The sequence below is a fragment of the Candidatus Babela massiliensis genome, from assembly GCF_000513475.1.
Taxonomy (GTDB): domain Bacteria; phylum Babelota; class Babeliae; order Babelales; family Babelaceae; genus Babela; species Babela massiliensis.
In genome coordinates this window covers 937,889-960,509 of sequence record NC_023003.1, presented here as the reverse complement: position 1 = coordinate 960,509, position 22,621 = coordinate 937,889, and the positions used below count along the sequence as shown (strand labels likewise).

General features: G+C 26.9%; 22 protein-coding genes. 9 read left to right on the top strand and 13 right to left on the bottom strand.

The annotated features are described in order from the left end of the window. The first annotated feature begins 136 nt into the window (after positions 1–136). Positions 137–1,054 (top strand): oxygen-dependent tRNA uridine(34) hydroxylase TrhO, encoded by a 918-nt coding sequence (trhO, locus tag BABL1_RS04355; RefSeq protein WP_023792891.1) that lies wholly within the window; start codon positions 137–139, stop codon positions 1,052–1,054. Here trhO and BABL1_RS04350 read toward each other — a convergent pair whose 3' ends face one another. From BABL1_RS04350 to BABL1_RS04335, 4 genes are all read right to left on the bottom strand, one after another. Continuing rightward, positions 1,055–2,098 (bottom strand): alpha/beta hydrolase family protein, encoded by a 1,044-nt coding sequence (locus tag BABL1_RS04350; protein WP_023792889.1) that lies wholly within the window; start codon positions 2,096–2,098, stop codon positions 1,055–1,057. Between the two features lie 238 nt (positions 2,099–2,336). Further along, entirely contained in the window at positions 2,337–3,119 is a 783-nt protein-coding gene (locus BABL1_RS04345; RefSeq protein WP_023792886.1) for an ABC transporter permease, read from the bottom strand. A gap of 17 nt (positions 3,120–3,136) precedes the next feature. Then, entirely contained in the window at positions 3,137–3,892 is a 756-nt protein-coding gene (locus tag BABL1_RS04340; protein WP_023792884.1) for an ABC transporter ATP-binding protein, read from the bottom strand. A gap of 335 nt (positions 3,893–4,227) precedes the next feature. Next, the gene (locus BABL1_RS04335) at positions 4,228–5,850 is read right to left on the bottom strand and encodes a cache domain-containing protein (protein ID WP_023792881.1); all 1,623 of its coding nucleotides are present in this window, start codon (positions 5,848–5,850) and stop codon (positions 4,228–4,230) included. A 323-nt stretch (positions 5,851–6,173) separates the two neighbouring features. On the opposite strand from BABL1_RS04335, the gene trxA reads away from it, so the two are divergent. The 4 genes from trxA to BABL1_RS04315 all read left to right on the top strand — a co-directional run bounded on the left by trxA (position 6,174) and on the right by BABL1_RS04315 (position 9,947). Continuing rightward, positions 6,174–6,497 carry a thioredoxin gene (trxA, locus tag BABL1_RS04330; RefSeq protein ID WP_023792878.1) on the top strand — a complete coding sequence of 108 codons (324 nt, stop codon included), beginning with the start codon at positions 6,174–6,176 and terminating at the stop codon, positions 6,495–6,497. A 46-nt stretch (positions 6,498–6,543) separates the two neighbouring features. Further along, entirely contained in the window at positions 6,544–7,020 is a 477-nt protein-coding gene (locus BABL1_RS04325) for a hypothetical protein (RefSeq protein WP_023792876.1), read from the top strand. Between the two features lie 159 nt (positions 7,021–7,179). After that, a complete protein-coding gene (locus BABL1_RS04320) occupies positions 7,180–8,535 on the top strand; it encodes a hypothetical protein (protein WP_023792873.1) in 1,356 nt (451 codons plus the stop codon). Between the two features lie 128 nt (positions 8,536–8,663). Beyond that, complete coding sequence (locus tag BABL1_RS04315) at positions 8,664–9,947, top strand: transcriptional regulator (protein ID WP_023792871.1); 1,284 nt, start codon at positions 8,664–8,666, stop codon at positions 9,945–9,947. A gap of 15 nt (positions 9,948–9,962) precedes the next feature. Here BABL1_RS04315 and BABL1_RS04310 read toward each other — a convergent pair whose 3' ends face one another. The 4 genes from BABL1_RS04310 to cysS all read right to left on the bottom strand — a co-directional run bounded on the left by BABL1_RS04310 (position 9,963) and on the right by cysS (position 12,967). Then, entirely contained in the window at positions 9,963–10,286 is a 324-nt protein-coding gene (locus BABL1_RS04310; protein ID WP_023792869.1) for a hypothetical protein, read from the bottom strand. Between the two features lie 210 nt (positions 10,287–10,496). Next, entirely contained in the window at positions 10,497–10,886 is a 390-nt protein-coding gene (locus BABL1_RS04305; protein WP_023792866.1) for a hypothetical protein, read from the bottom strand. Positions 10,887–11,124: 238 nt separating this feature from the next. Further along, positions 11,125–11,562 (bottom strand): NUDIX domain-containing protein, encoded by a 438-nt coding sequence (locus BABL1_RS04300; protein WP_023792864.1) that lies wholly within the window; start codon positions 11,560–11,562, stop codon positions 11,125–11,127. Between the two features lies 1 nt (position 11,563). Continuing rightward, positions 11,564–12,967: a cysteine--tRNA ligase gene (gene cysS / locus BABL1_RS04295; protein WP_023792861.1), complete on the bottom strand. Its 1,404-nt coding sequence runs from the start codon at positions 12,965–12,967 to the stop codon at positions 11,564–11,566. A 69-nt stretch (positions 12,968–13,036) separates the two neighbouring features. Between cysS and bamA the strand changes: the two genes are divergently transcribed. Next, positions 13,037–15,571, top strand: coding sequence for an outer membrane protein assembly factor BamA (gene bamA, locus BABL1_RS04290; RefSeq protein WP_023792859.1), 2,535 nt, complete (start codon positions 13,037–13,039; stop codon positions 15,569–15,571). 61 nt (positions 15,572–15,632) lie between these two features. Here bamA and BABL1_RS04285 read toward each other — a convergent pair whose 3' ends face one another. Continuing rightward, positions 15,633–16,670, bottom strand: a complete 1,038-nt coding sequence (locus tag BABL1_RS04285; RefSeq protein WP_023792856.1) for an ankyrin repeat domain-containing protein — start codon at positions 16,668–16,670, stop codon at positions 15,633–15,635. Positions 16,671–16,924: 254 nt separating this feature from the next. Further along, positions 16,925–17,605 carry an ankyrin repeat domain-containing protein gene (locus BABL1_RS05290; protein ID WP_023792853.1) on the bottom strand — a complete coding sequence of 227 codons (681 nt, stop codon included), beginning with the start codon at positions 17,603–17,605 and terminating at the stop codon, positions 16,925–16,927. A gap of 345 nt (positions 17,606–17,950) precedes the next feature. On the opposite strand from BABL1_RS05290, the gene BABL1_RS04275 reads away from it, so the two are divergent. Then, positions 17,951–18,865 carry a beta/alpha barrel domain-containing protein gene (locus BABL1_RS04275; protein ID WP_023792851.1) on the top strand — a complete coding sequence of 305 codons (915 nt, stop codon included), beginning with the start codon at positions 17,951–17,953 and terminating at the stop codon, positions 18,863–18,865. A gap of 61 nt (positions 18,866–18,926) precedes the next feature. Here BABL1_RS04275 and BABL1_RS04270 read toward each other — a convergent pair whose 3' ends face one another. Next, positions 18,927–19,211 carry a hypothetical protein gene (locus BABL1_RS04270; protein WP_023792849.1) on the bottom strand — a complete coding sequence of 95 codons (285 nt, stop codon included), beginning with the start codon at positions 19,209–19,211 and terminating at the stop codon, positions 18,927–18,929. A 199-nt stretch (positions 19,212–19,410) separates the two neighbouring features. Between BABL1_RS04270 and BABL1_RS04265 the strand changes: the two genes are divergently transcribed. After that, the gene (locus tag BABL1_RS04265) at positions 19,411–19,956 is read left to right on the top strand and encodes an HdeD family acid-resistance protein (protein ID WP_023792847.1); all 546 of its coding nucleotides are present in this window, start codon (positions 19,411–19,413) and stop codon (positions 19,954–19,956) included. A gap of 73 nt (positions 19,957–20,029) precedes the next feature. On the opposite strand, the gene groL is transcribed toward BABL1_RS04265, so the two are convergent. Together groL and BABL1_RS04255 are read right to left on the bottom strand one after the other, a co-directional pair. Next, positions 20,030–21,664 (bottom strand): chaperonin GroEL, encoded by a 1,635-nt coding sequence (gene groL, locus BABL1_RS04260; protein ID WP_044601189.1) that lies wholly within the window; start codon positions 21,662–21,664, stop codon positions 20,030–20,032. Positions 21,665–21,688: 24 nt separating this feature from the next. Next, positions 21,689–21,973: a co-chaperone GroES gene (locus tag BABL1_RS04255; RefSeq protein ID WP_023792842.1), complete on the bottom strand. Its 285-nt coding sequence runs from the start codon at positions 21,971–21,973 to the stop codon at positions 21,689–21,691. Between the two features lie 365 nt (positions 21,974–22,338). Here BABL1_RS04255 and BABL1_RS04250 point away from each other — a divergent pair, with 365 nt between their 5' ends. Continuing rightward, positions 22,339–22,569, top strand: a complete 231-nt coding sequence (locus BABL1_RS04250; RefSeq protein WP_023792840.1) for a hypothetical protein — start codon at positions 22,339–22,341, stop codon at positions 22,567–22,569. Positions 22,570–22,621 lie beyond the last annotated feature (52 nt).

Genomic DNA, 22,621 nt, shown 5'->3' with positions numbered 1-22,621 from the left:
TAAAAGACTTTTATATTAAGTACCTAATGGATTATGCATAAAATATAGAGTTTATTTATATAGATTAATTTGATATAATTTAAATAAACAATCAAAAAATTGAAGTTAAAAATTTAAACTACATATTAGTAACATTATGGGAAAGATCTTACTTTATTATAAATACGTCTCTATTGAAAATCCTGAATCAGTAGTTTTATGGCAAAAAGAACTTTGTCAATCTTTAGGACTCACAGGAAGAATTATAGTTGCTCAAGAAGGTATAAACGGTACTTTAGGTGGAGAAGATAAAGCAATAGAAAATTACAAATCTCAAATGATTAATCATCATCAATTTGGCCATTTATTTAATGACATAGATTTTAAGGAAAGCTCGGGAAGTTCAAATCATTTTCCACGCTTAAGAATAGTGCTTAAAAATGAAATAGTCCGCCTTGGTTTAGATCCACAAGAAATAACAGCAGAAGATGGTGGTATACATCTAACTCCTGAAGAAGTCCATAATTTAATCGCCCAAAAACCTGAAGATTTAGTATTACTTGATACTAGAAATGATTATGAATCTCGAATTGGTACTTTTAAGGACGCTATTATTCCAAATACAAAAACATTTAGAGAATTTCCTCAATATATAGATCAAAATTTAGAACAATTTAAAGATAAAAAAGTTCTAATGTTTTGTACAGGTGGTGTCCGTTGCGAAAGAGCTTCAGCTTATTTAAAGTCAAAAAATATATCTAAAGAAGTATATCAAATTAAAGGTGGTATACATAGATATGTAGAGAAATATCAAGATGGTTTCTTTAGAGGAAAAAACTATGTCTTTGATGGAAGAATAGCTGCTAAAGTAACAAATGATATATTATCTCAATGTACACACTGCAATAAAAGTTATGATGACTACACTAATTGTATCAATGCTGAATGTAATATTCAAATAATAGTCTGCCCTGAATGCATTAGCATATATCATAATACTTGTAGCCAAAAATGTCTTGATTTGGTTAATAATAAAAAAGTAAATGTAAGAACAATAGATAGAAAAACAACATAATTATAAATTATTAAAATCTTTTAATTGAGGTTTACATAATTTAAATTGAGCATACCCTTGTTTGGCCAGCTCTTCATCATGAGGAAATCCGTAGTATCTATAAAAAGCGTGAACCACTGATTGATAGCTATTTTTATCTTGATTATTATCACAGATATAACCTACATGAGAAGATTTATTTAAGATTAATATATTAACTTCTTTACGGCCTATTGATTTTAATGCATTATATAGATTAATAGTACATTGACAAGGTACACTTTCATCAACTCTTGATGTTATAAGCAAAATAGGTAAATTTTTAGGGATATTATTTATATTATTTATAGGTGATATCCCATCTTTTTTGTAAGATGTAACTAAAGTTAATAAATTTTCTACAATAATATTAAAATAACCTACTTTTTGAAATAACAAGTCATGAATAGAATCAAAAATACCTTCTAATATAATAGCTTTTACATACTTAGGCCTAAATTGAGAAATAAAATTAAAAGCTGCCGCTGCCCCTCTTGAGGCTCCATAAAGAATAACTTCAGTATTTTTATAATTTAATATATGTTCAGCATAAGTTTTTGATAAACATTTTATATCTTCTTGTTGTCCAATATTAATTTTGGAAACTAATATTGTATAAGAACTTAATGTATTGGCAAGCTTTAATCTCTTACTTTTCTTTACATTAACACTAAACTTCCCATTTAAATAATTATTAAAAAAATAATAAAAATATTTAGCAGGATTAAAAATATTAAACTTGCTTTTATTCTTGAAATTTTCAAAATCAATCTCAGCAAATTTACAAATACTTATAGGAAGATTAATAGTGTGAATTCCTTGCCTAGAACTAATCTTTTCACCCGTAGAAGCTATAAAAGATGGTAAATATTTAGCAAGCTGCATTTCTGTAGACGTCAAACCTGGCGCAAAGATATAAGAATAACTTTTATTATCATTAAAATTTACAAAATTAGCTGCCTCTAGCACATCCAGTAAATTAGATATTAAAATAACCTTTAAAAATATTATAATTTTAAGTAGCATACTACAACCTTTAAATTCCAATAACTTGTTGAAATTAAAGTTAAAACTTTAAACTCAAATTTAAATTTATATCTAAAATATAAATTTTTAAGATCGATAATCTGAATAAAATTAACTTGTCCTAAAATAAATATTATTAGGACATATTAGCAATTATCAAGTTTTATAAATAAATATAAAAAAATAATTAAATCAAATTAAAAAAGCTCTTTATAAAAAGAGCTTTTTTAAATAAATATTACAAGCAATCTAGACGAGATTTAAATTTCTTAATGCCAATTAAAGCAAAAAAAATTATAAAGAGCCAAACCATTGAAATAGTTAAATAATAAGGCAAATAATCTTTAGGACCTAAAAAAGCACATCTTAAAGATTCAATAGGATAAACTAAAGGGTTTAACAGATTTATAATAGCAAATTTAGGCAAAGATCTATACATAGAATACCAAGTAAATTGAGAACCTCCTAAATTAAATAATAACCAACCCCATCGCATCCAAAATCTAGAAAAACTAGTAATATCTTTTACCATTATCGCAACTAAAAGTGTAAAGAATCCAAAAAACAAACATGAACTTACATAAGCAAAGATGAGTTTAAATAAAGAAATTTGACTATAATCTATTTTACTACCAAGAATTAAAATTCCTATAGGAATAATAGCAATACTCATTAACATGGATTTTATAGCATAAGATAAAGCATACTTTATATAAACAAGATAAGAGTAAATAGGTAAAGTTAATTCATAATTTATACTTTTTTGATTATTTAAATCAGTAATAAATGAACCAGAACTTGAAGAAGCTGACCACATACTCATACCTGCCACAGTACCTATTAACATAATATTACCATAATTAACAATCATACCCATAGTCGGGAAAATATAACCAAATATAATTACTAAAGCAGAAGGCAAAAGCGTAGCATCTAATAGATTATTTAAATAATCTTTACCAACCACACGAATATCACGCCATAAAAGCCATTTGAAAGTATTTAACATTTTAAAAAACATAATTTACCTATATTAATTTATTGATCAGATTTTAAAATATCCAAAAAAATATCCTCTAGTTTATTTTTATTATATAGCTGCTTAAGTCCAGTAGGAGTTGCTAACATCTTAATTGCACCTTTATCTAAAATACATACTCTATCTGATAATTCTTCAGCTTCATCGATATAATGAGTCGTTAATAAAATAGTAGCTCCTTCTTTTTTTAGAGCAAGAATTTCGCTCCACAAATCTCTTCTAATTTGAGGATCCATAGCAATAGTTGGCTCATCTAAAATAATCAGTTTAGGATCCGGAATTAAAGCTCGAGCAATCAATAATCTCTGTTTATAGCCTCCTGATAAAACTTTAGGAGACATTTTGCTATATTGACCCAAATTAAACTTTTCAAGCAAAAATTTTACTCTTTTTTTTAGATCATCTCTATCAATATCAAAATAATGACCTGAAAAGATTAAATTTTCCTCAACGGTTAAATCCTGTTCAAAATTTGCTATTTGGGGACAAAATCCTAAATATCTCCTATATTCCATAATATTTTTAGTATTTTGATATATAGATTCTCCATTAAATATAATATCTCCCGAAGTAGGAGGGTGTAGGGTTGCTATTATAGAAGATAAGGTAGTTTTACCCGCTCCATTAGAACCTAAAAGACTTAATATTTCTGACTGATAAATATCAAAAGATATTCCTTTTAAGGCCTCTATCTGGTATTTATCAGAAGCATAAGTCTTTTTGATATTATCAATTTTCATTAATATATCTGACATAATTACTCACATAAATAATAGTTTTGAACTTGTTTTTTAGAAAAAAAGAATTGATAAAACTGCTTGATAATTTTTAAATTTATATTGCTAATAATACAGACTGAAGATTATTTATAATTATAGTTTAGAGATTTTAATTAATATGATTTTAGAGACCAGAAGCTTATTTATTTTTATTAAACGTTGCCTAAGAAGATTATCAATACAACAACAAAATTATATCAATATTCAAATAATAGTCAATATGAGCATTACTATACTCTTTAATAAATATTAAAGAGTATAGTAATGCTTTTTTATATCGATTTTATATCAAACTGGTATTAATTTAATAGTTACATGAAATAACCACTACCTATAATAAAGCTTTCATTGTCCTTATCAACTGATTGAACATAAACTCTTCTTATTGCATTTAAAAGCTTATATTCGTACCATCCTCCTCCATTGATTGCTAAAGTAATAATATCTTGTACAACAGGCTTACCATCCTGATCAGTAGATTTAGAAAAATTACGCCAAATTTGATGTTTTCGTACACCATTGACTAATCTAAACCCTTTTTGATCATAAACAAATACAGATAAATCTCCTTGTAAAAAGCCTCCTTGCCTTGAAGAAAATCTATCAAAGGCTTCAAAGCGAGTATGACTCTTGAAATATTCTATTGCTTTATTAACAAACGCTTCTACTGTTTTTGTCTTAGAGTCTGGAGCATATTCACAAACTACTACAAATTTACCATCAGGAATTTCAACCTTAACAACGTAGGCTAACATAAAAGCATTCCTAACATGATAACTAGCAAAACCTCTACCATACTTATTAGCAATTCTCAGTATTTCTTGAACCATGAATTTACCATTTTGATCTTTTCTTTTTAATAAATTTTGACCAACTAAACTAGGCAAATCACCGTTTGCTACACAATTACCTTGCATATCATAAACAAATATCGAAAGAGCTCCTTGTATAAACTGGCCTACTTTATTTGAAAATTCTTTAAAAGCTACCTGAGCTCCATTTGCCTTTAAAAAACTAACTGCTCTATGAACAAAAGTCTCTACAGTTTGCAAGCTTTTATTTGGGTAATAATCAGCTATCAATAAATAAGCCTTTTTAGTTTTAGGATCTACCACTTTTAAGAAATAAGAACGTTTACTATCCCCCTGAGAATAATAATCAACCCAACCGCTACCTTTTTCTTTAGCAATTTTGATCATATTTTTATTAACAGGTTGATTCTTGTCATCAGTTAAGTCTATTACACTTTGACCCATTAAAGCAGGATTTTCTGAATTAGCAACACAAATGCCATCAAAATCCATTGCCCATGCATAAATATCACCTTTAACAAAAGGACCCTCATGTTCAGACATAAGAGCAAAAGTATCATCTTTGCCGCTACTATAAAAATAAGCAGCTGCAGTCTGTGCTAATGTTTTTGCAGTATACCTAGGATTTTGAGGATAAAAGCCCCCTCCTAAAATATACCTTTTTCCATCTTTTTCTACGGTCTTTACATAAGCTGAAATATAAGAGTTATTCCAAGAATAAGAAACTCTAGCTCCTTTACTTGAATTTAACATTTGTTGAAGCAAAGGAATTCTACTTACCGATTTCAAATTACCAATACTCTTCCATATTAAATCAGAATCATCACCTTGAGCAAGGCAATTTCCATTTTCATCATATACAAAAACATATAACTCTCCTTTACGCCAAATTGGATTATATATAAAATCATAAAGAGCTTCCTCAAGAGGAACTTTTTGCAAATGTTTAGCTGCGTTTTCCACCAATTGCTTCATCTGAGCATTTCTATTTCTAGTCCTATGCTCTTCCATTAATACAGGCCTTTTCCCATTGCCAGCTTGAAATTCTTCTTGGCAACCAATCTCATAGACAAATAAAAAAGCTATTATAAAAACTAAATTTTTCATCAACGTTTTTTGCATTATTTAACTCCGTCTTTTTTAAAGCATAATGCTTAAAATAAAATTAATATTTATAATAGATTAGATAAATTATTGAATTAGCATCAATGGTTTAATATTAAATTATAAAAGTAAGGGTTACTTCAACATAAACTTACTATTTTTTTATTTATGCATTTTCTTAAATTAACTATTTTTTTAATATTAATAATTGAATAAATATCTTGAGGTCCAAGTAAAATTTAATATTGTTAGCTTTTTAAATTTAAAATTTTGGTATATAATAGGTTAACAAGTAAAAATATATTTTAAATACTTATTTGAAAGATTTAAGGAAAAATATAATGGCTGTTATTAGTATTAATAAACACAATTTCAAACAAGAAATTGAAGAAGCATCTAAACCGGTTGTAATAGAAGTATATGCTACTTGGTGTGGCCCTTGCCAACACATGATGCCAATATTTGAAGAATTAGAAGAAGAATTAAAAGATAAATATACTTTTGCAAAACTTAACGTTGATGAAGCAAGAGAAATAGCAATTGCATACAATATATCTTCTGTTCCGACATTTCTTTTTATAAAAGATAATAAAGTTGCATCCCAAGAACGTGGATACATGAGTAAAGAAGACTTAAAATCAAAAATAGAAGAACTTCTAGGATAGAAAATTTTGGCCATATTATAATATGGCCATTTAATTTAACAAACATATGAAAAAATATTATCTAACTATAATAACCTTAATATTAGCATCAAATTATAAGTATTTATCTATAAATTCTTATAATGAATATAAACTGACTGACACAATCAAGCACAGTAGACCTAATGATTTAATCAAAATTCTTAATAAAATAAAATTAACAAAAGAAGAAAGAAAGCAATACAGAACTTTAGCATCGCATGTTATCAATCATAGACAGAACAAAATGTATATCAATCAATTAAAACCTAAAGCCCCTCCTATAATATCTGCTCCAATATTTCTAATCGCTGGTTATATGATCCTAATGAAATCTCAAGATATAACAGATTTAATATCAAATAGAGGGCCTATAAAATATTTAATATCGATTATTGGGTCATTATCCATAGTTGGTGGATTATATAACTTAAAAAAAATACCGTATTACCGTACTCATAAACAAAAATATCAAGACTCTATTAAAGTCCTTAGTATGCTTTAATAAAAATTATTAAATTAAAAATTTATACATAGAATCACACTCAATCAAACTAGTTCAATCTGTAATAAGATTGATTTTTTAAGCATAAATAAATATATTTAACATATATAGTATATTGATATATATAAAATATAAATATATTAATCAGGAATAAGTCAAATGAAAAAATATATAATTTTTACGATTTTATATGCTTTATTTATATGGAATATAAATGCAAATACCAAAAATCTAACAAGTTTAGTTAAACAATCCAGCAAGATTGCTGCACAAATAGCTATAAAAATTTATGATCACCAAAGAACCATTAATAAAGAAAACGCTTTTTACAATATGCATCAATCTTTACTAAATAAAAAACTTTATAGTGAACTAATATTTAATCATATATATTCAGAAATTATTAAATTAAATAGAATAGATATTTTTATAGAAGAATTAATAACAAATCCTAATCAAATTTTAAATTTAACTAATTTTGATAATTTCGCTTACAAAGACCAGATAAACATAATTAATAATATCTTAGAACTAATCTACGAAGAAAAAATCCAAAATGCTAATCATAAAACAAATGCTATAAATTTTATCAATCAAATAATAGAAAAATATAACAGTATAAAGCTATATGACGATTTACTTATTAAAATAAAAAATATTAAAAAATCTTACACAAATATGATAACTAGCCAACAGATATATAACATCTATGGTCAACCCTTAATGGAACTACAAGATAACCAAGGCATAAAAGAAATTAATAAAATAAACATAAAACTAGAGCACAAAATCAAAACATCGTTTAAACAATTAGAAGAAGATGATGAAAACTATAAAATAAAGCACTTTGGGGATATTTCTCAAGAACTTAAGTTAAAAGCTTTAGAAATAATAAAATTATTTAAAGATAAAGATAAAGAAAAAGTAAATATAGTAATAAAAGAAATTTCTCAAGAAAATCTAGACATTATTATCTATTACATATTTGGAGAATGCAGTATATTAAATTCTAAACATTCCACTCAATATATACAGCTACTTAAATTCTTATTTGAAAACACCAAAGATTATATTTATAAATTATTCCACAATTTATCTAAATATTATCCAAATTCTACCAGAAATGTGTATAATCTAAATAATACTAACTTATATAATTATATAAACCATAAATCAGCTATTATTCATGTTTTATTACAATATGTACTTGAATTTCAAGCAGAATCCTTTTATGTTAATACAACTAATTATATAGATAACGATGCATCTAAAATTTTTCAAAAAAATATAATTAAAGAAAATATCATATTAAATTATTGCCAATTTGGTAGTCCTTTTACCCTATTTCTATTAAATTATATCATAACCCCATTTCGTGATAATTATAATAAAATTATATACAATAAAAAATCAAATATAACTCTATTTAAAGAGATATTAATAGAATTAAAGAACGAAAAAGTAATTTCTTTAGCTTTCTTTGATCAAAGCTGTACAATAATCAACGCACTATAACAGCATCTTTGAATATATTATCATAATATTACAAAAATTCTGATATTTATAAGAGGTCTAAATAAATTATTAGAACTTTTGATGACTTACCTAAAATAATGTAAAGAAACAATAGAAAAGGATTTAATATGAAAATTAATAAATTAGATCTCTTTATACTTTTACTAATTATCAATTTATCAAATCTTTCTATATGGTCTATGAATCAAAAGACGCTCACACTAAAAAAGCTGAGTCTTATAAGAATAACACAAGAAATATTAATAGATTACGAACATAGAGATGAAAACAAACCATGTTCAGTAACAAATTATTTATTAACTAGAGATATACCGATTTTCTTTATAACAGAAATATATAATACATTAATTTTACATTTTGATAAAACAAATATATTTATAGAAGAACTGCTTAAAGTGAATCAAGAAAAAAATCAAACAGAATTCAATTATAAACTATCTATATTTGATGAACTTAGTTATAACTCAAAATTAAATATATCAAAATATTTAATTAAACTAATAAAAAACAAAGATGCAAATTATCAATATTATGTAAACATTATTACAGAGCTCATAAAAAGATATAAAAATTTATATTTTTATAGCAACCTTTTATCTAAATCTAACTTAGAAAATGAAGATTTAAAAGATATCAATAATCTAATAATAAGAAATATAACAAACTTATTAAAAGAAATAGAAAAAGAGAATAAAACACAATTAAATGAAAATGAAATATCAATTATCAAAATACAAGCATTAAAACTCATAGAAATTTTTAAACAAAAAAATAAAGTCTTACTTAATAATTTCCTAGATACATTAGAAAAAGATTACTTTAACAAAATATTAAGCTATATTTTTGAAGAATATTTTATAGAGAATTTAGATTCTTTAGATCAAAATAAATTCATTAAATTTATCTTTAAAGCAAATCATTATAATAGATTATACAATCTTTATAAAAGAATATCTAAAAAATATCCTCAATTAAAACAACCTATTTACAATTATTTAAAAAGCAATACTCCTCAATGCCTTACCCCACTAACTATTTATATAAATCAAATATTCGATAAGCTTTTGGAAATTGAAACTAAAAAAATTTTTATTAAGGTAAACCAAGAATTAGATTGGAATTTAAAAGAAAAAATAATTTCAGATAATTTTCTATATCATTACCAACATTTAGGCGGCAACTTTTTAAATGAGATAATAGAATCTTTAATATACTATATAATTGACTCAGATATAACTATCGAAAAATCTTATCAATATTTATGCTTAATAAACAAAATAATTGATAAATCAATAATTAATAATACTAACTATATAATAGACGAAGAAGATTTACAAGAAATTAAAGAAGATCTAGAAAAAGAAATAATTTCTTTTCAAAAATCCATATAAATTATATAAGCTCATTTATTTTAGCACTTGATTAATATCTATACTTTCTGATTTTTTTTCTTTAGTTTTATCTGAAATACATTTTTTATAGAATTTATAAGTTAGATATAAAGCAATACATGCTATAAAAGTGTCTTTTTTATTATTTAAAGCATAATCATACAAAGAATTAAAATTATATTCTAAATTTTGATAAACTTTAGAACAAGCAAATTTTGCTTGATTTTTTACAAAACATTTCCCATAATAAACAAAATAATCAGAAACCATTCCAGCCCTTAAAAGTATATTATTAGAAATTAAAAATATCATCATTACTAAAGCTTTCTTATTTTTCATTATTACCCCTCCAAATAATAAAAAAATAACTGTATTATAATGTTAATAATATCAAAAGAACAAACCTCTTTTACAGCATATTAATTTTTTATTCAAAAACATTAATATAAACACAAGTTGAAATCTAAAGATAATAGCTTAAATTTTTAAACAAAGATAAGACCCTAAAGTTAAGGGTCTTAATATTATCAAACATAAACTGCAGCTTTATCAATTATTAAGCTTAAGTCCTCTTCTATACATTTCTTGATATAAGTCTTGAGCAACCATTCTTCCTACTTCACACTCATTATAACCCTGTTTTTTGTATTTATGCGCTATATCACCTAAAGTCTTTTTTGAATTATAACGCTTATAAGCCTTAATTCCTAAATAAGATACAGCACAAACTACACCAAAAGTAACTTCTTTATTATTACAAATATATTCACCCAAAGATTTTGAATATTTTTGTAAGTTATGTGATAATGAACTAAATGTTGGATTTACTTTTGTTACTATACTTTGCTTAAAATTACTTAATGTATCTTGAAATCCACCGAATAAATTATTTGCTACAAATACTAAAATTAAAATCGGTAATAAGATTTTATTATTCATAATTATTTCCTTATATAAAAATATAAATATCAATTGCTTATACTTACTTAATAAAGTATATATTATAAAAATTCTATCATCAAAAGGTCATAATTATTATAATAAAAACATAATTGTAGAATTTTCATAAAATTTATTGAGTTTTTAATTTTTCTATATCAAAGGTATATCAATATGCCAAAGAGCCTGATAGAGGCTCTTTGGCAGGCTAAAATTAAATTAAATAATTAATTAATTCTTAGAAATACTCAATAGCTTTTTTTATCAAAGGCAATAAATCTTTGGGATAAAAATTCTCTTTACTATCAATAAATTCTTGTATATTCCACCATCTAGCTTCTGAAATAATATTTCTTTCATTCAAATTTAAGTTTAAAAGAGATATTTCTGTATTGTGTATATAGGCAAGGAAAATATGTTCTTTAAAAAATACTTTCTCATTATCAATCAAATAAGTCTCTTCTGAATAAAAAGTATAGGGCTCAATAAATTCAGCATTTAAAATTCCACTTTCCTCATATAATTCTCTTTTAGCAGCTTCTAACAAAGTCTCATTTCCTTCTATTTTACCACCCGGGATGAGCCAAAAAATTTCATTAGGATAAGTATATTTAAGCAATAATATTTTTTTGTCAGAATTTACTAAAATTACTCTTGCTGTATCTCTAATTTTCATATTACTTATTTAATTTTTTATCCTGAACTTCTACACCTAATTCTACTAATTTATCTCTTATCTCGTCAGCTTTTTTCCAATCTTTTAAAGAACGAGCATGTTCTCTTTGATTAATTAATTCCTGTATTGCAGGAGTAATTTCAACTTTTTCTTCTAAAATAGGTTCTAATTTGAGACCTAAAATTTGTTGAATTAAAGATTTAGCCATTATAATTTCTGCTTTATTTTGTTCTAATTCTTTTAATTTTTCAAAAATAATACCAAAAAATTTAGCGACATTAAGATCAGATAAAAGTGCATTTAAAAGATCTAAAGATATAGTTAATTTATTAAAATCTTCTTCTTTTATAGAAGTAAGATCTTCCACTTCAACACCTTCAAAAAATTTAACTAATCTTTGATAACTTTTTGATGATGCTTTCAAATCATCAATAGAAAATTCTATAGGACTTCTATAATGATGATTCAAGAAATAGTATCTTATAAGCATAGGATCATATTTTTCAAAAAGCTCACGCAAAGTAAAAAAATTACCTAAAGATTTAGACATTTTCTCTTTATTTACCAAAATAAAGGCATTATGAATCCAATATTTAGCAAGAGGTCTATCAGTAAGAGCTTCTGATTGGGCAATTTCATTTTCATGGTGAGGAAATATTAAATCCATACCTCCACCATGAATATCAATTGAATCACCCAAGTATTCTTTTATTAAAGTAGAACATTCAATATGCCATCCAGGTCGGCCAAATCCCCATGGACTATTCCAACCAGGACCTGACTCTTCACCTTTCCATAATGCAAAATCAAGAGGGCTTTTCTTATCTTCTCTGACTTCTACACGAGCTCCAATTTTCAGTTCTGATAAATCGCGCTTAGATAACTTGCCATAATCTTTAAATGAGTTAACATTATAGTAAACATCACCATTTGATAGGTTAGAATTATAAGCTTTATTTTTATTAATAAGTTGCTCGATAAAATTAATTATCTGTGGTATATGTTTAGTTACGTAAGGTTCATACTGGGGGCTTAAACAATTAAGTTTCGCCATGTCCTCATGATAAGCCTTAATAAATTTAGAAGACAGTACCCAATATTGATTGGGATCGCTAAATTCAAGTTCAGAACGCTTGATTAGCTTATCATCAATATCGGTAAAATTACGGCAATAAGTTACTTTATAATCAAGTAAGTTAAGCAAGCGATATAAAAGATCAAAGGTTACATAGCAACGACCATGACCTAAATGAGCATAATCATAAGGAGTTATACCGCAAACGTACATGTTAACCTTTAGTTTTTTATCAGAATCAATTTGATTCTTTTGATTAACACTATTTGGTTCAAATAGTTCCTGGTTGCCTGAAAGAGTATTAGTTAAATATAGTTTAAAATTATTCATTATGATCCTAGTTAATTTAATTAAAAATAGTATCCTAATGCAAAAGACCTTAAATTATGGAGCATTAGTATGTTAAAAATAACAAAATCTTTTAACAAGTTTTTTTTTAGTATAACCGTTTTTTATATATTATCTAATAATGTATATATAAGCGCAATAATACCAGCCACACCAGTTGCTCAAGCTTTAGGCAATACAGCAACTAATATAGCTGCAAGCGCTATGGCCAGCAATGCGGCAAGTAGTATAGGTAGTATAATAAATAATATGGCTACAAGAAAAATTATAAATAATATTATAATTCGAGGCAATACCTTAGTTCCCACTGATACATTACTAATTAAAATACCTTATAGAACAGGACAAGTGTTTGACGCAGCCTTGACAGGACAACTGATTAAAAATTTATATGGGTTAAAATACTTTGACTCAATACAAGTAGAAGTAGAAAATCTACCAGAAAATTATATTAATTTAATTATTAATTTAAAGGAAAAGAAAAAATTAGAATCAATAACCTATGAAGGCAATAGCAATTTAAATATAGAAGAAATAGAAAAGAAATATAAATTCTCTGAAATACCTGCTATAAATCAAGAAGAAGCACTCTTACTAGCAGAACAGATAAAAAGATTATATCAAGAAAAAAACTATCATAATGTAGATATAAAAACCGAATTAGAAATAACTGAAAATAACACTATATTAGTTAAATTTAACATAGAAGAAGGTAAAAAAGCTACCGTTAAAAGAGTTAACTTTCAAGGTAATAAAGCCTTTAATGGTAAAAAATTAAGATCTATGATCTTTACTCGTGAAGATTGGATATTAGGAGCCTTTGATAAAGCAGGAACTTATGATCCTATTATGGTTGAACGAGATAAACAAATCCTTGAGAACTTTTATCAAAGTAATGGATATTTTACAGCTCGTGTTATTGATGTTAAAACCGATATAAATCCAAATACTCAAGAAATGGATATAACTTTTATAATCGACGAAGGCGAAATATATACAATTGGGGATATATCAGTTGATACACACGACAAAATCGACAAAGAAATACTACTTGCTGCTCTTCCTGTCAGGCCAGGACAACCTTATAATAAAGATCTTTTAAGACAATCAATAGAAGTTTTAAGAACAATATGGGGTCAATTTGGCTATGCTTATGCAGATATAGCGCCACGACCTATGGCAGATTTTGAAAACAAGCTTATAGATATTAAATTCGATACAGAACTTGGCAACCAAATTTTTGTTGATAGAATCAATATTGAAGGCAACGAAAAAACTCGTGATTGGGTAATTAGAAGAAAACTAGCAATTAATGAAGGAGAATTAATTACTCCTCAAGCACTTGATATTTCAAAAGCAAGAGTAGAATCTTTAGGATATTTTGACCCTCAAGATGGAGTCAATTGGAAAATAAATAAAATTAGCGATAATTTAGCAGAGCTAAATCTTATGGTTAAAGAAATCAGAACCGGAAAACTTTATGGTCAAGTAGGTTTTGGTGGTGCTGATGATAAATCTCCTGCAAGCGCTTTAAAAGTAAGCGCGGGAATATCTGATAGAAACTTCATGGGAACAGGCATTAAATATACCTTTAACTTAACATTCTCTCAAGAAGATAGAGGTTTGCTATTTAATATATATCAACCACATCTTACCCTGCCGTGGTTTAATACTCCTGTAGGTGCTGGATTTGATGCATATGTTAGAAAATCTTTATATGATGAATTTAAAAATGTTGCTGATATACCAGTTGAAAATGTAACAGGTTTAATTGGCAATCTTACGTTTTCACCTTTATTTATGCCAAATCTCTCAACCATTGTTAATGCTGGTATTGAAAGAATTCACTATAATAACAAAGTTATAGTTGAAGTGCCTGGACAAAATCAAACAGAAAGAGATCTGTTTCAATCTATAGTCAATAGAAGATTTGAAGATGGAACTGTTCATTGGTTAGGGTTTATCACTGGTCAAGATTTGAGGAACCACCCTGTATATCCAAGTAAAGGTTATAATTGGAGTTTATCTAGTAAATTCTGTTATCCAGTCCCTACAAGCAATTTCTCATTTTTTAAAGTAGATTTAGATGCTACTTGGCTAACACCATTGATTGGAGATTCTGATTTAATATTCTTATTGCATGGACATGCTGGATTTGCAAAACCACTTGCTGGTAAAAACATACCATATAGAGAACTTTATCACGTTGGTGGACCTGCAACCGTTCGCGGTTACTTATATGGACAAATTGGACCTCAAGTCTTTGGCGATTCAATAGGTGCTCAAAAGGCTCTATGGATCAATGCAGAGTTAATATTTGCAGCAACTAAAGATCAATCACTTAGAGGAGTACTATTTTATGATGGCGGTGCAGCGTGGGATACTCCAAGCGGTGCTAAATTTAGAGAGTTAGGCCTTCAGGATATGCTAAAAAACAACAGATTTAACTATAGGCACTCAATTGGATTTGGTATAAGACTAGCATCTCCTCCAATTAGAATTGATTGGGGCTTTAAACTTGACAGAAACAAACGAATTAATGAACCTGCTAGTGAAGTCCACTTTAATATGGCTCAAGACTTTTAATAATAACAAGCCCCTAATTATAGGGGCTTGTTTAAATTCAAAATCATTATAAGCTTTAATTTTATTTAATATTGACATATTTTGATATTAAAAGTTTAGCTATATCTGCATATTCTTTTTCATTAGAAATCATTAAAGCAGTTCCTCCGGATGGTGTTTTAACATAAACATCTGCTCCTTGATCTAAAAGTAACTTAACCATATCTATATCGCCCTTATCAACAGCTAACATTAAAGCCGTTTGACCATAGGAATCTTGAATATTAACATCTTCTATTTTAGATAAAAGTAACTTAACTATACCTAAATTTCCACTTTGAACAGCCAACATTAAAGCAGTTCCTCCAGAATTAGTCGTAACATTAACATCAGCATTACAAGCTAAAAGCAGTTTAATTACTTTAATATACCTTCCAAAAATAGCAAAAATTAAAGCACTTAGACCATTAGAATTTTTAATATTAATATCATCACCTTTATCTAAAAAGAATTTAACAAGTCCTCTATGGCCCATACGAGCTGAGTACATTAAAGCTGTTGTTCCACTATTATCTATAGCTTTAAAGTCCGATCCTTTTTCAACAAGTAATTCAACTATATCTGTATATCCAAATTGAGCAAAATACATTAATATACTTTTATTATTATTATCTTTAGTATTAACATCTGCACCCCATTCTATTAATTCCATAATTTTACTTAATTTTTTTTTATTATTTAAGGACTTAACAATTTTCTTATTAAGCAACTTTTGGATAAAATTTTCTTGTATTCTAATTTTAGATTTTAAGTAATAAAATCTATCTTTTCTAAATACCTTTAATAGCTCTTTTATATAAAAAGCATATTTTATTCTATGCTTATAACGTAAATTAGAAATATTAGAGTCTTTCAATATATTTTCAATATGCTGATCAAAATTTGATTCAAAACTCTTAAAACAAAGATCAAAAACACTGTTATAACGGTTGATATAATTCTGTACTCTGAGCTTTAATAGTAAACTTACAGTGCAAGGAATTACTGGTTGCATAGAGCTCGACTTATTAATAAAAAATATATTAATTATTAAAATTGCACTTAAATATCTTATTTTCATTATAGTTTCCCTATTGCAATCATAAGATTGATATAAAAAATAAAAAACATGATTTTTTTGATGGTATTTAAAACACATTAAGGCTGAAAATAAGGACTAAACTGTTAAATAATTCTTTAATTTTATAGTAAATAAGCCCAAAATATATTAATGACCTTGGCAAGAAATGATTTTAACTCTACAAACATCGATAAAGTAATTTTTATGTGTTATGTTTAGGGCTATATTCAATACTCCTAAACATGTTTCTAATGTTATTGAACATTTTTATTGACCAGAAAATCAATTACATTTTTATGTCCTTGAGAGATAGCTAATTGTAAAGCAGTATCACCTGATTTAGATCTTTGATTAAGATTAGCTCCAATATCAAATAACATCTCAACTATATCTATATAACCATAAAAAGAAGCATGCATTAAAATTGTCCAATCGTTATCATCTTTTTCATTGATGTCTATTAAATTAAAAACTGCTTTAACATTTTCAATTTCAATATTATCCCAATTGATATCATTGAGAATTTTAGCCAAAGGTTTTTTATCCAATATTTCTTGAATAAAAACTTTTTGAGATTTGATTTTATTTATTTTAGATTTGATTTTATTTTTTAAATAGGTTAGACCGATTTCTGGCATTCTTTCAAGACAAGTTTTAAATATCTCATTAAAACGAGGACAAATGTGTGGTAAAGCAAAATTATTTTCTAAATATTTAGCATATATCTTTAGAACTTCATCAAAATCATTCAAGCTTAAACTTAAATGATTCTCTTGACTAATCATATAATCATATATAACGGCGTCAAATAAATTTATAACTCGCCTATCTGATAAATATGTATAACTATCAATATCTATTTTTTCCATAGAGTTTATAGAATAATTACAAAATATAACCATTAATAAAGATGCTCTTAAATATTTTAATTTCATTTGAGACCTCGTTTAATATAAAAATTCTTATAAAAAAAATAGAAAGATCATTCTAATTAACTTCTCATTTAAGCAAAAATTTAAATAATCTAAATGAATATTTAAAAATATAGTATAACACTTTTAAAGCCTTTGAAAAGAAGAAAGAATTTATCATTTGTAGCAAAAATAAGATAAATATAAACATTGAGTATAATTTTTTATGAATTACAAAAAATCTATGCTTAAAAAATTAAATTTTTTATAAAATTTTGTAATTAAAAGTAATTGATTATTTAAGAATCTATATTATAATAAGCAACACTAAAATAGTTTTTTTGAAATAATTTTTGAGGAAAAATAATTATGAAGCAAGATGTCAATATAAATATACCATTAGATGTACCGTATGAAGCACATGAAGAATTTATTTTAAATTATAAAGCTATAACTTTTGGAACAAATAGAACTTTCATTTTCTCTTGTGATCAAAAAATAGAACATTTAAATAATGACTTTTATGGCAATCTAATAGACGGATCAGCAAATGATCCAGAACATCTATTTAAAATAGCAGATCAAGGACGAATAGGAGCATTAGCAACCCAATTGGGCCTAATTAACAGATACGGTCAGAATTACCCTAATATTAATTATATTGTTAAATTAAATTCAAAAACAAACATTGTTCCTACCGAAATCAAAGATCCTTTAAGTGAGCTTTTATGGGACATCGATGATGTTATTAAAGTAAAGAATAATGCTAAATTAAAAATTAGAGGAATAGGCTATACAATTTATTTAGGTAGCGAATATGAACATATAATGTTATCACAAGCGGCTAAATTAATAAGCAAAGCTCATCAAGCAGGCCTAGTCACCATTTTATGGATATATCCAAGATCTAAATATATTGAAGATGAAAAAGACGGAAAACTTATAGCAGGAGCAGCAGGGGTTGCAAATTGTTTGGGCAGTGATTTTGTAAAAGTACAAGTTCCTAGAAAAACTCTAACTGAATCTATATATCAGCAACTTAAAATAGCTTCACAAGCTTGCGGAAATACAAATCTTATATGTGCAGGAGGAGAGCTTAAAAATATTAATGATTTTTTAACTAATATCTTTGATCAAATTAATATTGGTAATACTTCAGGAGTTGCTATAGGACGCAATATTTTTCAAAGATCTCAAAATGAAGCTATTAAATTAACAAAGGCAATTTCTTCTATCGTTTATGATCTTAAAGACCTGAATACGGCATTAAGAGAATTTGAATAATTTATAAAGAAAAATAGAGAGCAAATCTCTATTTTTCTTTATAAATTAAAATCCTAATTAATTATTCTGTAGGTTTAGTTGTATTATCGCTTTGACTGAATAAATACCAACTGCCTCCACCAACAGCTGAAAGTAAAGCCAATGTAATCAATCTATTTTTATTATTTGCATTACAAAGTTTAACAGCTGCTTCAGATTTACTATAAAGTGCAGACCATACTTTTCTAAATTTATCAGCTGTACTGCTACTTAAATCGTTATACCAAGCCCCTGCACAAACTGGTGCAAAAGAGGAAAAAGTAAAAATTGAAACTAACAATAAAGCACGTTTATTCATATTATTCATAAAAGCATCCTTTTAATTTAAGATATTATTAATGTTTATTAAAATTAATTGCAATAAAATTTCAAAATTAAATAAAAAACAAACTTTCATTTAATTTTTTTATTTATTGAACTTAATATAATAAAAATCATTTAAAAAATTCTAGATATTTATGTTAAATTTTTTATAGAATGCTTAAAAACAAGAAAGGATAGTATTTATGAAGATTAATCAAAATAATAAAAATCAATTTTATAAAAGGTCTACATTAATTATCGCGGGTATATTGCTAAACACTTTAGGTACTATTTCAATAATAGCGCCTTATACTTCAACTTTAGCAACGGTGATTACTTTTGGAATTATATTAATTTTATCAGGTTTCACTTACCTAATTGAAGCTCTATGGCAAGATACTACAAAACAAATAATTTTTAATATAGTTTTAAGCATAATCAACATACTTGGAGGAGCTGCATTTTTAATCCAGCCACGAGTGGGGGCAATATCTTTGACAATTATTTTAGCATCTTATTTTATAGCTGCAGGACTATTTAAGATATATATGAGTTTTAGTAAAACTGTCAAGCATAAATTCTTACTTATAATAAATGGATTATTGAATTTGGCAGCCGGTATATATATAGCAGTTTACTTACCAGTACTTTCTTACTTTGCAATAGGAATTTTATTAGGAATAGAATTGATATTTAGCGGTTCATACTTGATCTTTTCAGCATTTAGCTCAAATAATCACACTGTTTAAAACTTATTTGTAAAAAGACCCTAATAAATTAGGGTCTTTTTATTTTCAATAATACTAATTAATAATTCATTAATTAGTACATAGGCATACCCATACCACGATCATGTGAATGAGGTGCAGTTTCTTTTTTCTCTTCAGGAACTTCAGTAATTAAAGCTTCGGTTGTTAATAATAAGCTAGCAATAGATGCAGCATTTTGAAGAGCTAAACGAACCACTTTAGCAGGATCGATAATACCATGCTCTATCATATTAACAAAAGTTCCAGCTTTAGCATCAAATCCAATTCCAGGTTCCTCTGCTCTAATACGATTTAAAATTACAGAACCTTCATAACCAGCATTTGAAGAAATAACTCTTAATGGTTCCTCTAAAGCTCTGAAAACTATTTGTTGTCCAAGTTTTTCATCACCAGATAATTCAAGAGCTCCAACAGCAGTTTGTGCTTGTAGTAATGCAACACCACCACCAGAAACTACTCCTTCTTCAATAGCAGCTCTAGTTGCATGTAAAGCATCTTCGATTCTATCTTTTATTTCTTTCATCTCTGTTTCAGTAGCAGCTCCAACTTTAATTACAGCTACTCCGCCAGATAATTTAGCAAGACGTTCTTGCAATTTTTCTTTATCATAATCAGAAGTGGTATTTTGAATTTGAGCTTTAATATTTAAGATTCTACCCTTAATTTCGTCTTCAAGACCTAAACCTTCAATAATAGTTGTAGTATCTTTAGTAACAACTACTTTTTTAGCTCTACCTAAATCATGAATAGTAGCACTTTCAAGCTTTATACCAATATCTTCAGAAATAAGCTTTCCACCTGTTAATATAGCAATATCTTCAAGCATAGCTTTACGTCTATCGCCAAATCCCGGTGCCTTTACAGCAACTACATTAATTGTGCCACGTAACTTATTAACCACTAAAGTTGCTAGAGCTTCTCCATCAACGTCTTCTGCTAATATTAAAAGAGGTCTACCCGATTTTGCAACTTGTTCAAGTACTGGCAACAAACTCTTCATAGAAGAAATCTTCTTTTCATAAAGCAAGATAAATGGATCTGATAAAGTTGCTTCCATTTTTTCTGCATCATTTACAAAATAAGCAGATAAATATCCACGATCAAATTGCATACCTTCTACAACTGTAAGTTCGCTTTCCATTCCTTTTGCTTCTTCTACAGTTATAACACCATCTCTACCTACTTGTTCCATAGCTTTTGCTATTTCTTGTCCAATAAATAGATCCCAATTACCAGAGATAGTCGCAACTTGTTCTATTTCTTTTTTAGAACTTATTTTTTTAGATTCTCTTTTGATATAATCAACAGCCGCTGCTACAGCTTTATCAATTCCCCGTTTTAATTCCATAGGATTAGCACCTGCTGTTACATACTTGTTGCCTTCACGGAAAATAGCTTGAGTTAAAACAGTAGCAGTAGTTGTACCATCACCAGCCACATCAGCAGTTTTTGATGCAGCTTCGCGAACCATTTGAGCTCCAGCATTTTCAACTGGATCTAATAATTCTATTTCTTTTGCAACACTTACACCATCTTTAGTAATAGTTGGAGCACCAAACTTTCTTTCAAAAGCTACATTGCGACCCCGAGGTCCGAGAGTAACTTTTACAGCATTTGCAAGAGTATCAACACCTTGTGCTAATTTCTGGCGCGCTGTAACTCCAAATAATATATTTTTTGCCATAATTTGTCCTCTGACTAATTTAATTAATTACTCTTCGATAACGCCTAATATTTCATCTTCTTTAATAATGATATAATCAGAACCTGCTTCAGTACCGGAATATTTACCAAAAAAGATAACATCGTTTACTTTAACTTGCATAGGAACATAAACTCCATCATTAAGACGGCCTGCTCCAACTGCCACAACTTTACCTGTTTGTCCTTTCTCTTTGGCAACATCTGGTATTATTATCCCTCCTGCTGTTTTTTCTTCCTGAGCAAGACGTTTTACCAAAACACGATCAAATAGAGGGCGAATTTTTTGTATCATAAATTTTTCCTCAACTTATTTAAACATCCAAAAAAATATTTTATATTTCTATTTTTTAGTATACATAAAAACAGTAAAAGTGCAATCTTTTATAGAAATACACTCAAATTTTTTTATAAACTAAAACTAAATTTCTTAAGATATTTCCAAGTTAAAATAATAAAAATAATTATATAGTTTAGACTAAAATATCTTATTAATCTCATGAGCATTTTAACAAATTTTTACGCTAAAATAAATACACAATCAATAATACAATCATACTTTTTAAATATTTCAACTTGGAAAAATATTGCACTTTTTTTAAATTAATAACTATAATTATAAAATATAATATAATTCAATATTAATCTCCAGGAGTTAAAATGAAAAAATTAAATACAATTTTACTGATATTATCTATCCCAACAATAATGCTTCAAGCTACTTGGAATAAATTTTCAAGACCTGTGCCAGGAATACCTAAACATCATTATCCCAGAAATAAATATAACAATACTACTCCTTATCATAATCAAAATAGCCATGGGCCCGATAGAGAAAGCAAGTATGGACAGGACAATGAGTCCCCTTCAGATTATTCTTTAGGATATTAATAAATTAAATTCCATAATCTGTTTTTCTAAATTTACTATAAATTTAAGAAGG

Bases quoted from the DNA above. Each gene is read 5' to 3' on its own strand.
- trhO (WP_023792891.1), top strand. From the start codon at position 137: ATGGGAAAGATCTTACTTTATTATAAATACGTCTCTATTGAAAATCCT.
- BABL1_RS04350 (WP_023792889.1), bottom strand. From the start codon at position 2,098: ATGCTACTTAAAATTATAATATTTTTAAAGGTTATTTTAATATCTAAT.
- BABL1_RS04345 (WP_023792886.1), bottom strand. From the start codon at position 3,119: ATGTTTTTTAAAATGTTAAATACTTTCAAATGGCTTTTATGGCGTGAT.
- BABL1_RS04340 (WP_023792884.1), bottom strand. From the start codon at position 3,892: ATGTCAGATATATTAATGAAAATTGATAATATCAAAAAGACTTATGCT.
- BABL1_RS04335 (WP_023792881.1), bottom strand. From the start codon at position 5,850: ATGCAAAAAACGTTGATGAAAAATTTAGTTTTTATAATAGCTTTTTTA.
- trxA (WP_023792878.1), top strand. From the start codon at position 6,174: ATGGCTGTTATTAGTATTAATAAACACAATTTCAAACAAGAAATTGAA.
- BABL1_RS04325 (WP_023792876.1), top strand. From the start codon at position 6,544: ATGAAAAAATATTATCTAACTATAATAACCTTAATATTAGCATCAAAT.
- BABL1_RS04320 (WP_023792873.1), top strand. From the start codon at position 7,180: ATGAAAAAATATATAATTTTTACGATTTTATATGCTTTATTTATATGG.
- BABL1_RS04315 (WP_023792871.1), top strand. From the start codon at position 8,664: ATGAAAATTAATAAATTAGATCTCTTTATACTTTTACTAATTATCAAT.
- BABL1_RS04310 (WP_023792869.1), bottom strand. From the start codon at position 10,286: ATGAAAAATAAGAAAGCTTTAGTAATGATGATATTTTTAATTTCTAAT.
- BABL1_RS04305 (WP_023792866.1), bottom strand. From the start codon at position 10,886: ATGAATAATAAAATCTTATTACCGATTTTAATTTTAGTATTTGTAGCA.
- BABL1_RS04300 (WP_023792864.1), bottom strand. From the start codon at position 11,562: ATGAAAATTAGAGATACAGCAAGAGTAATTTTAGTAAATTCTGACAAA.
- cysS (WP_023792861.1), bottom strand. From the start codon at position 12,967: ATGAATAATTTTAAACTATATTTAACTAATACTCTTTCAGGCAACCAG.
- bamA (WP_023792859.1), top strand. From the start codon at position 13,037: ATGTTAAAAATAACAAAATCTTTTAACAAGTTTTTTTTTAGTATAACC.
- BABL1_RS04285 (WP_023792856.1), bottom strand. From the start codon at position 16,670: ATGAAAATAAGATATTTAAGTGCAATTTTAATAATTAATATATTTTTT.
- BABL1_RS05290 (WP_023792853.1), bottom strand. From the start codon at position 17,605: ATGAAATTAAAATATTTAAGAGCATCTTTATTAATGGTTATATTTTGT.
- BABL1_RS04275 (WP_023792851.1), top strand. From the start codon at position 17,951: ATGAAGCAAGATGTCAATATAAATATACCATTAGATGTACCGTATGAA.
- BABL1_RS04270 (WP_023792849.1), bottom strand. From the start codon at position 19,211: ATGAATAATATGAATAAACGTGCTTTATTGTTAGTTTCAATTTTTACT.
- BABL1_RS04265 (WP_023792847.1), top strand. From the start codon at position 19,411: ATGAAGATTAATCAAAATAATAAAAATCAATTTTATAAAAGGTCTACA.
- BABL1_RS04255 (WP_023792842.1), bottom strand. From the start codon at position 21,973: ATGATACAAAAAATTCGCCCTCTATTTGATCGTGTTTTGGTAAAACGT.
- BABL1_RS04250 (WP_023792840.1), top strand. From the start codon at position 22,339: ATGAAAAAATTAAATACAATTTTACTGATATTATCTATCCCAACAATA.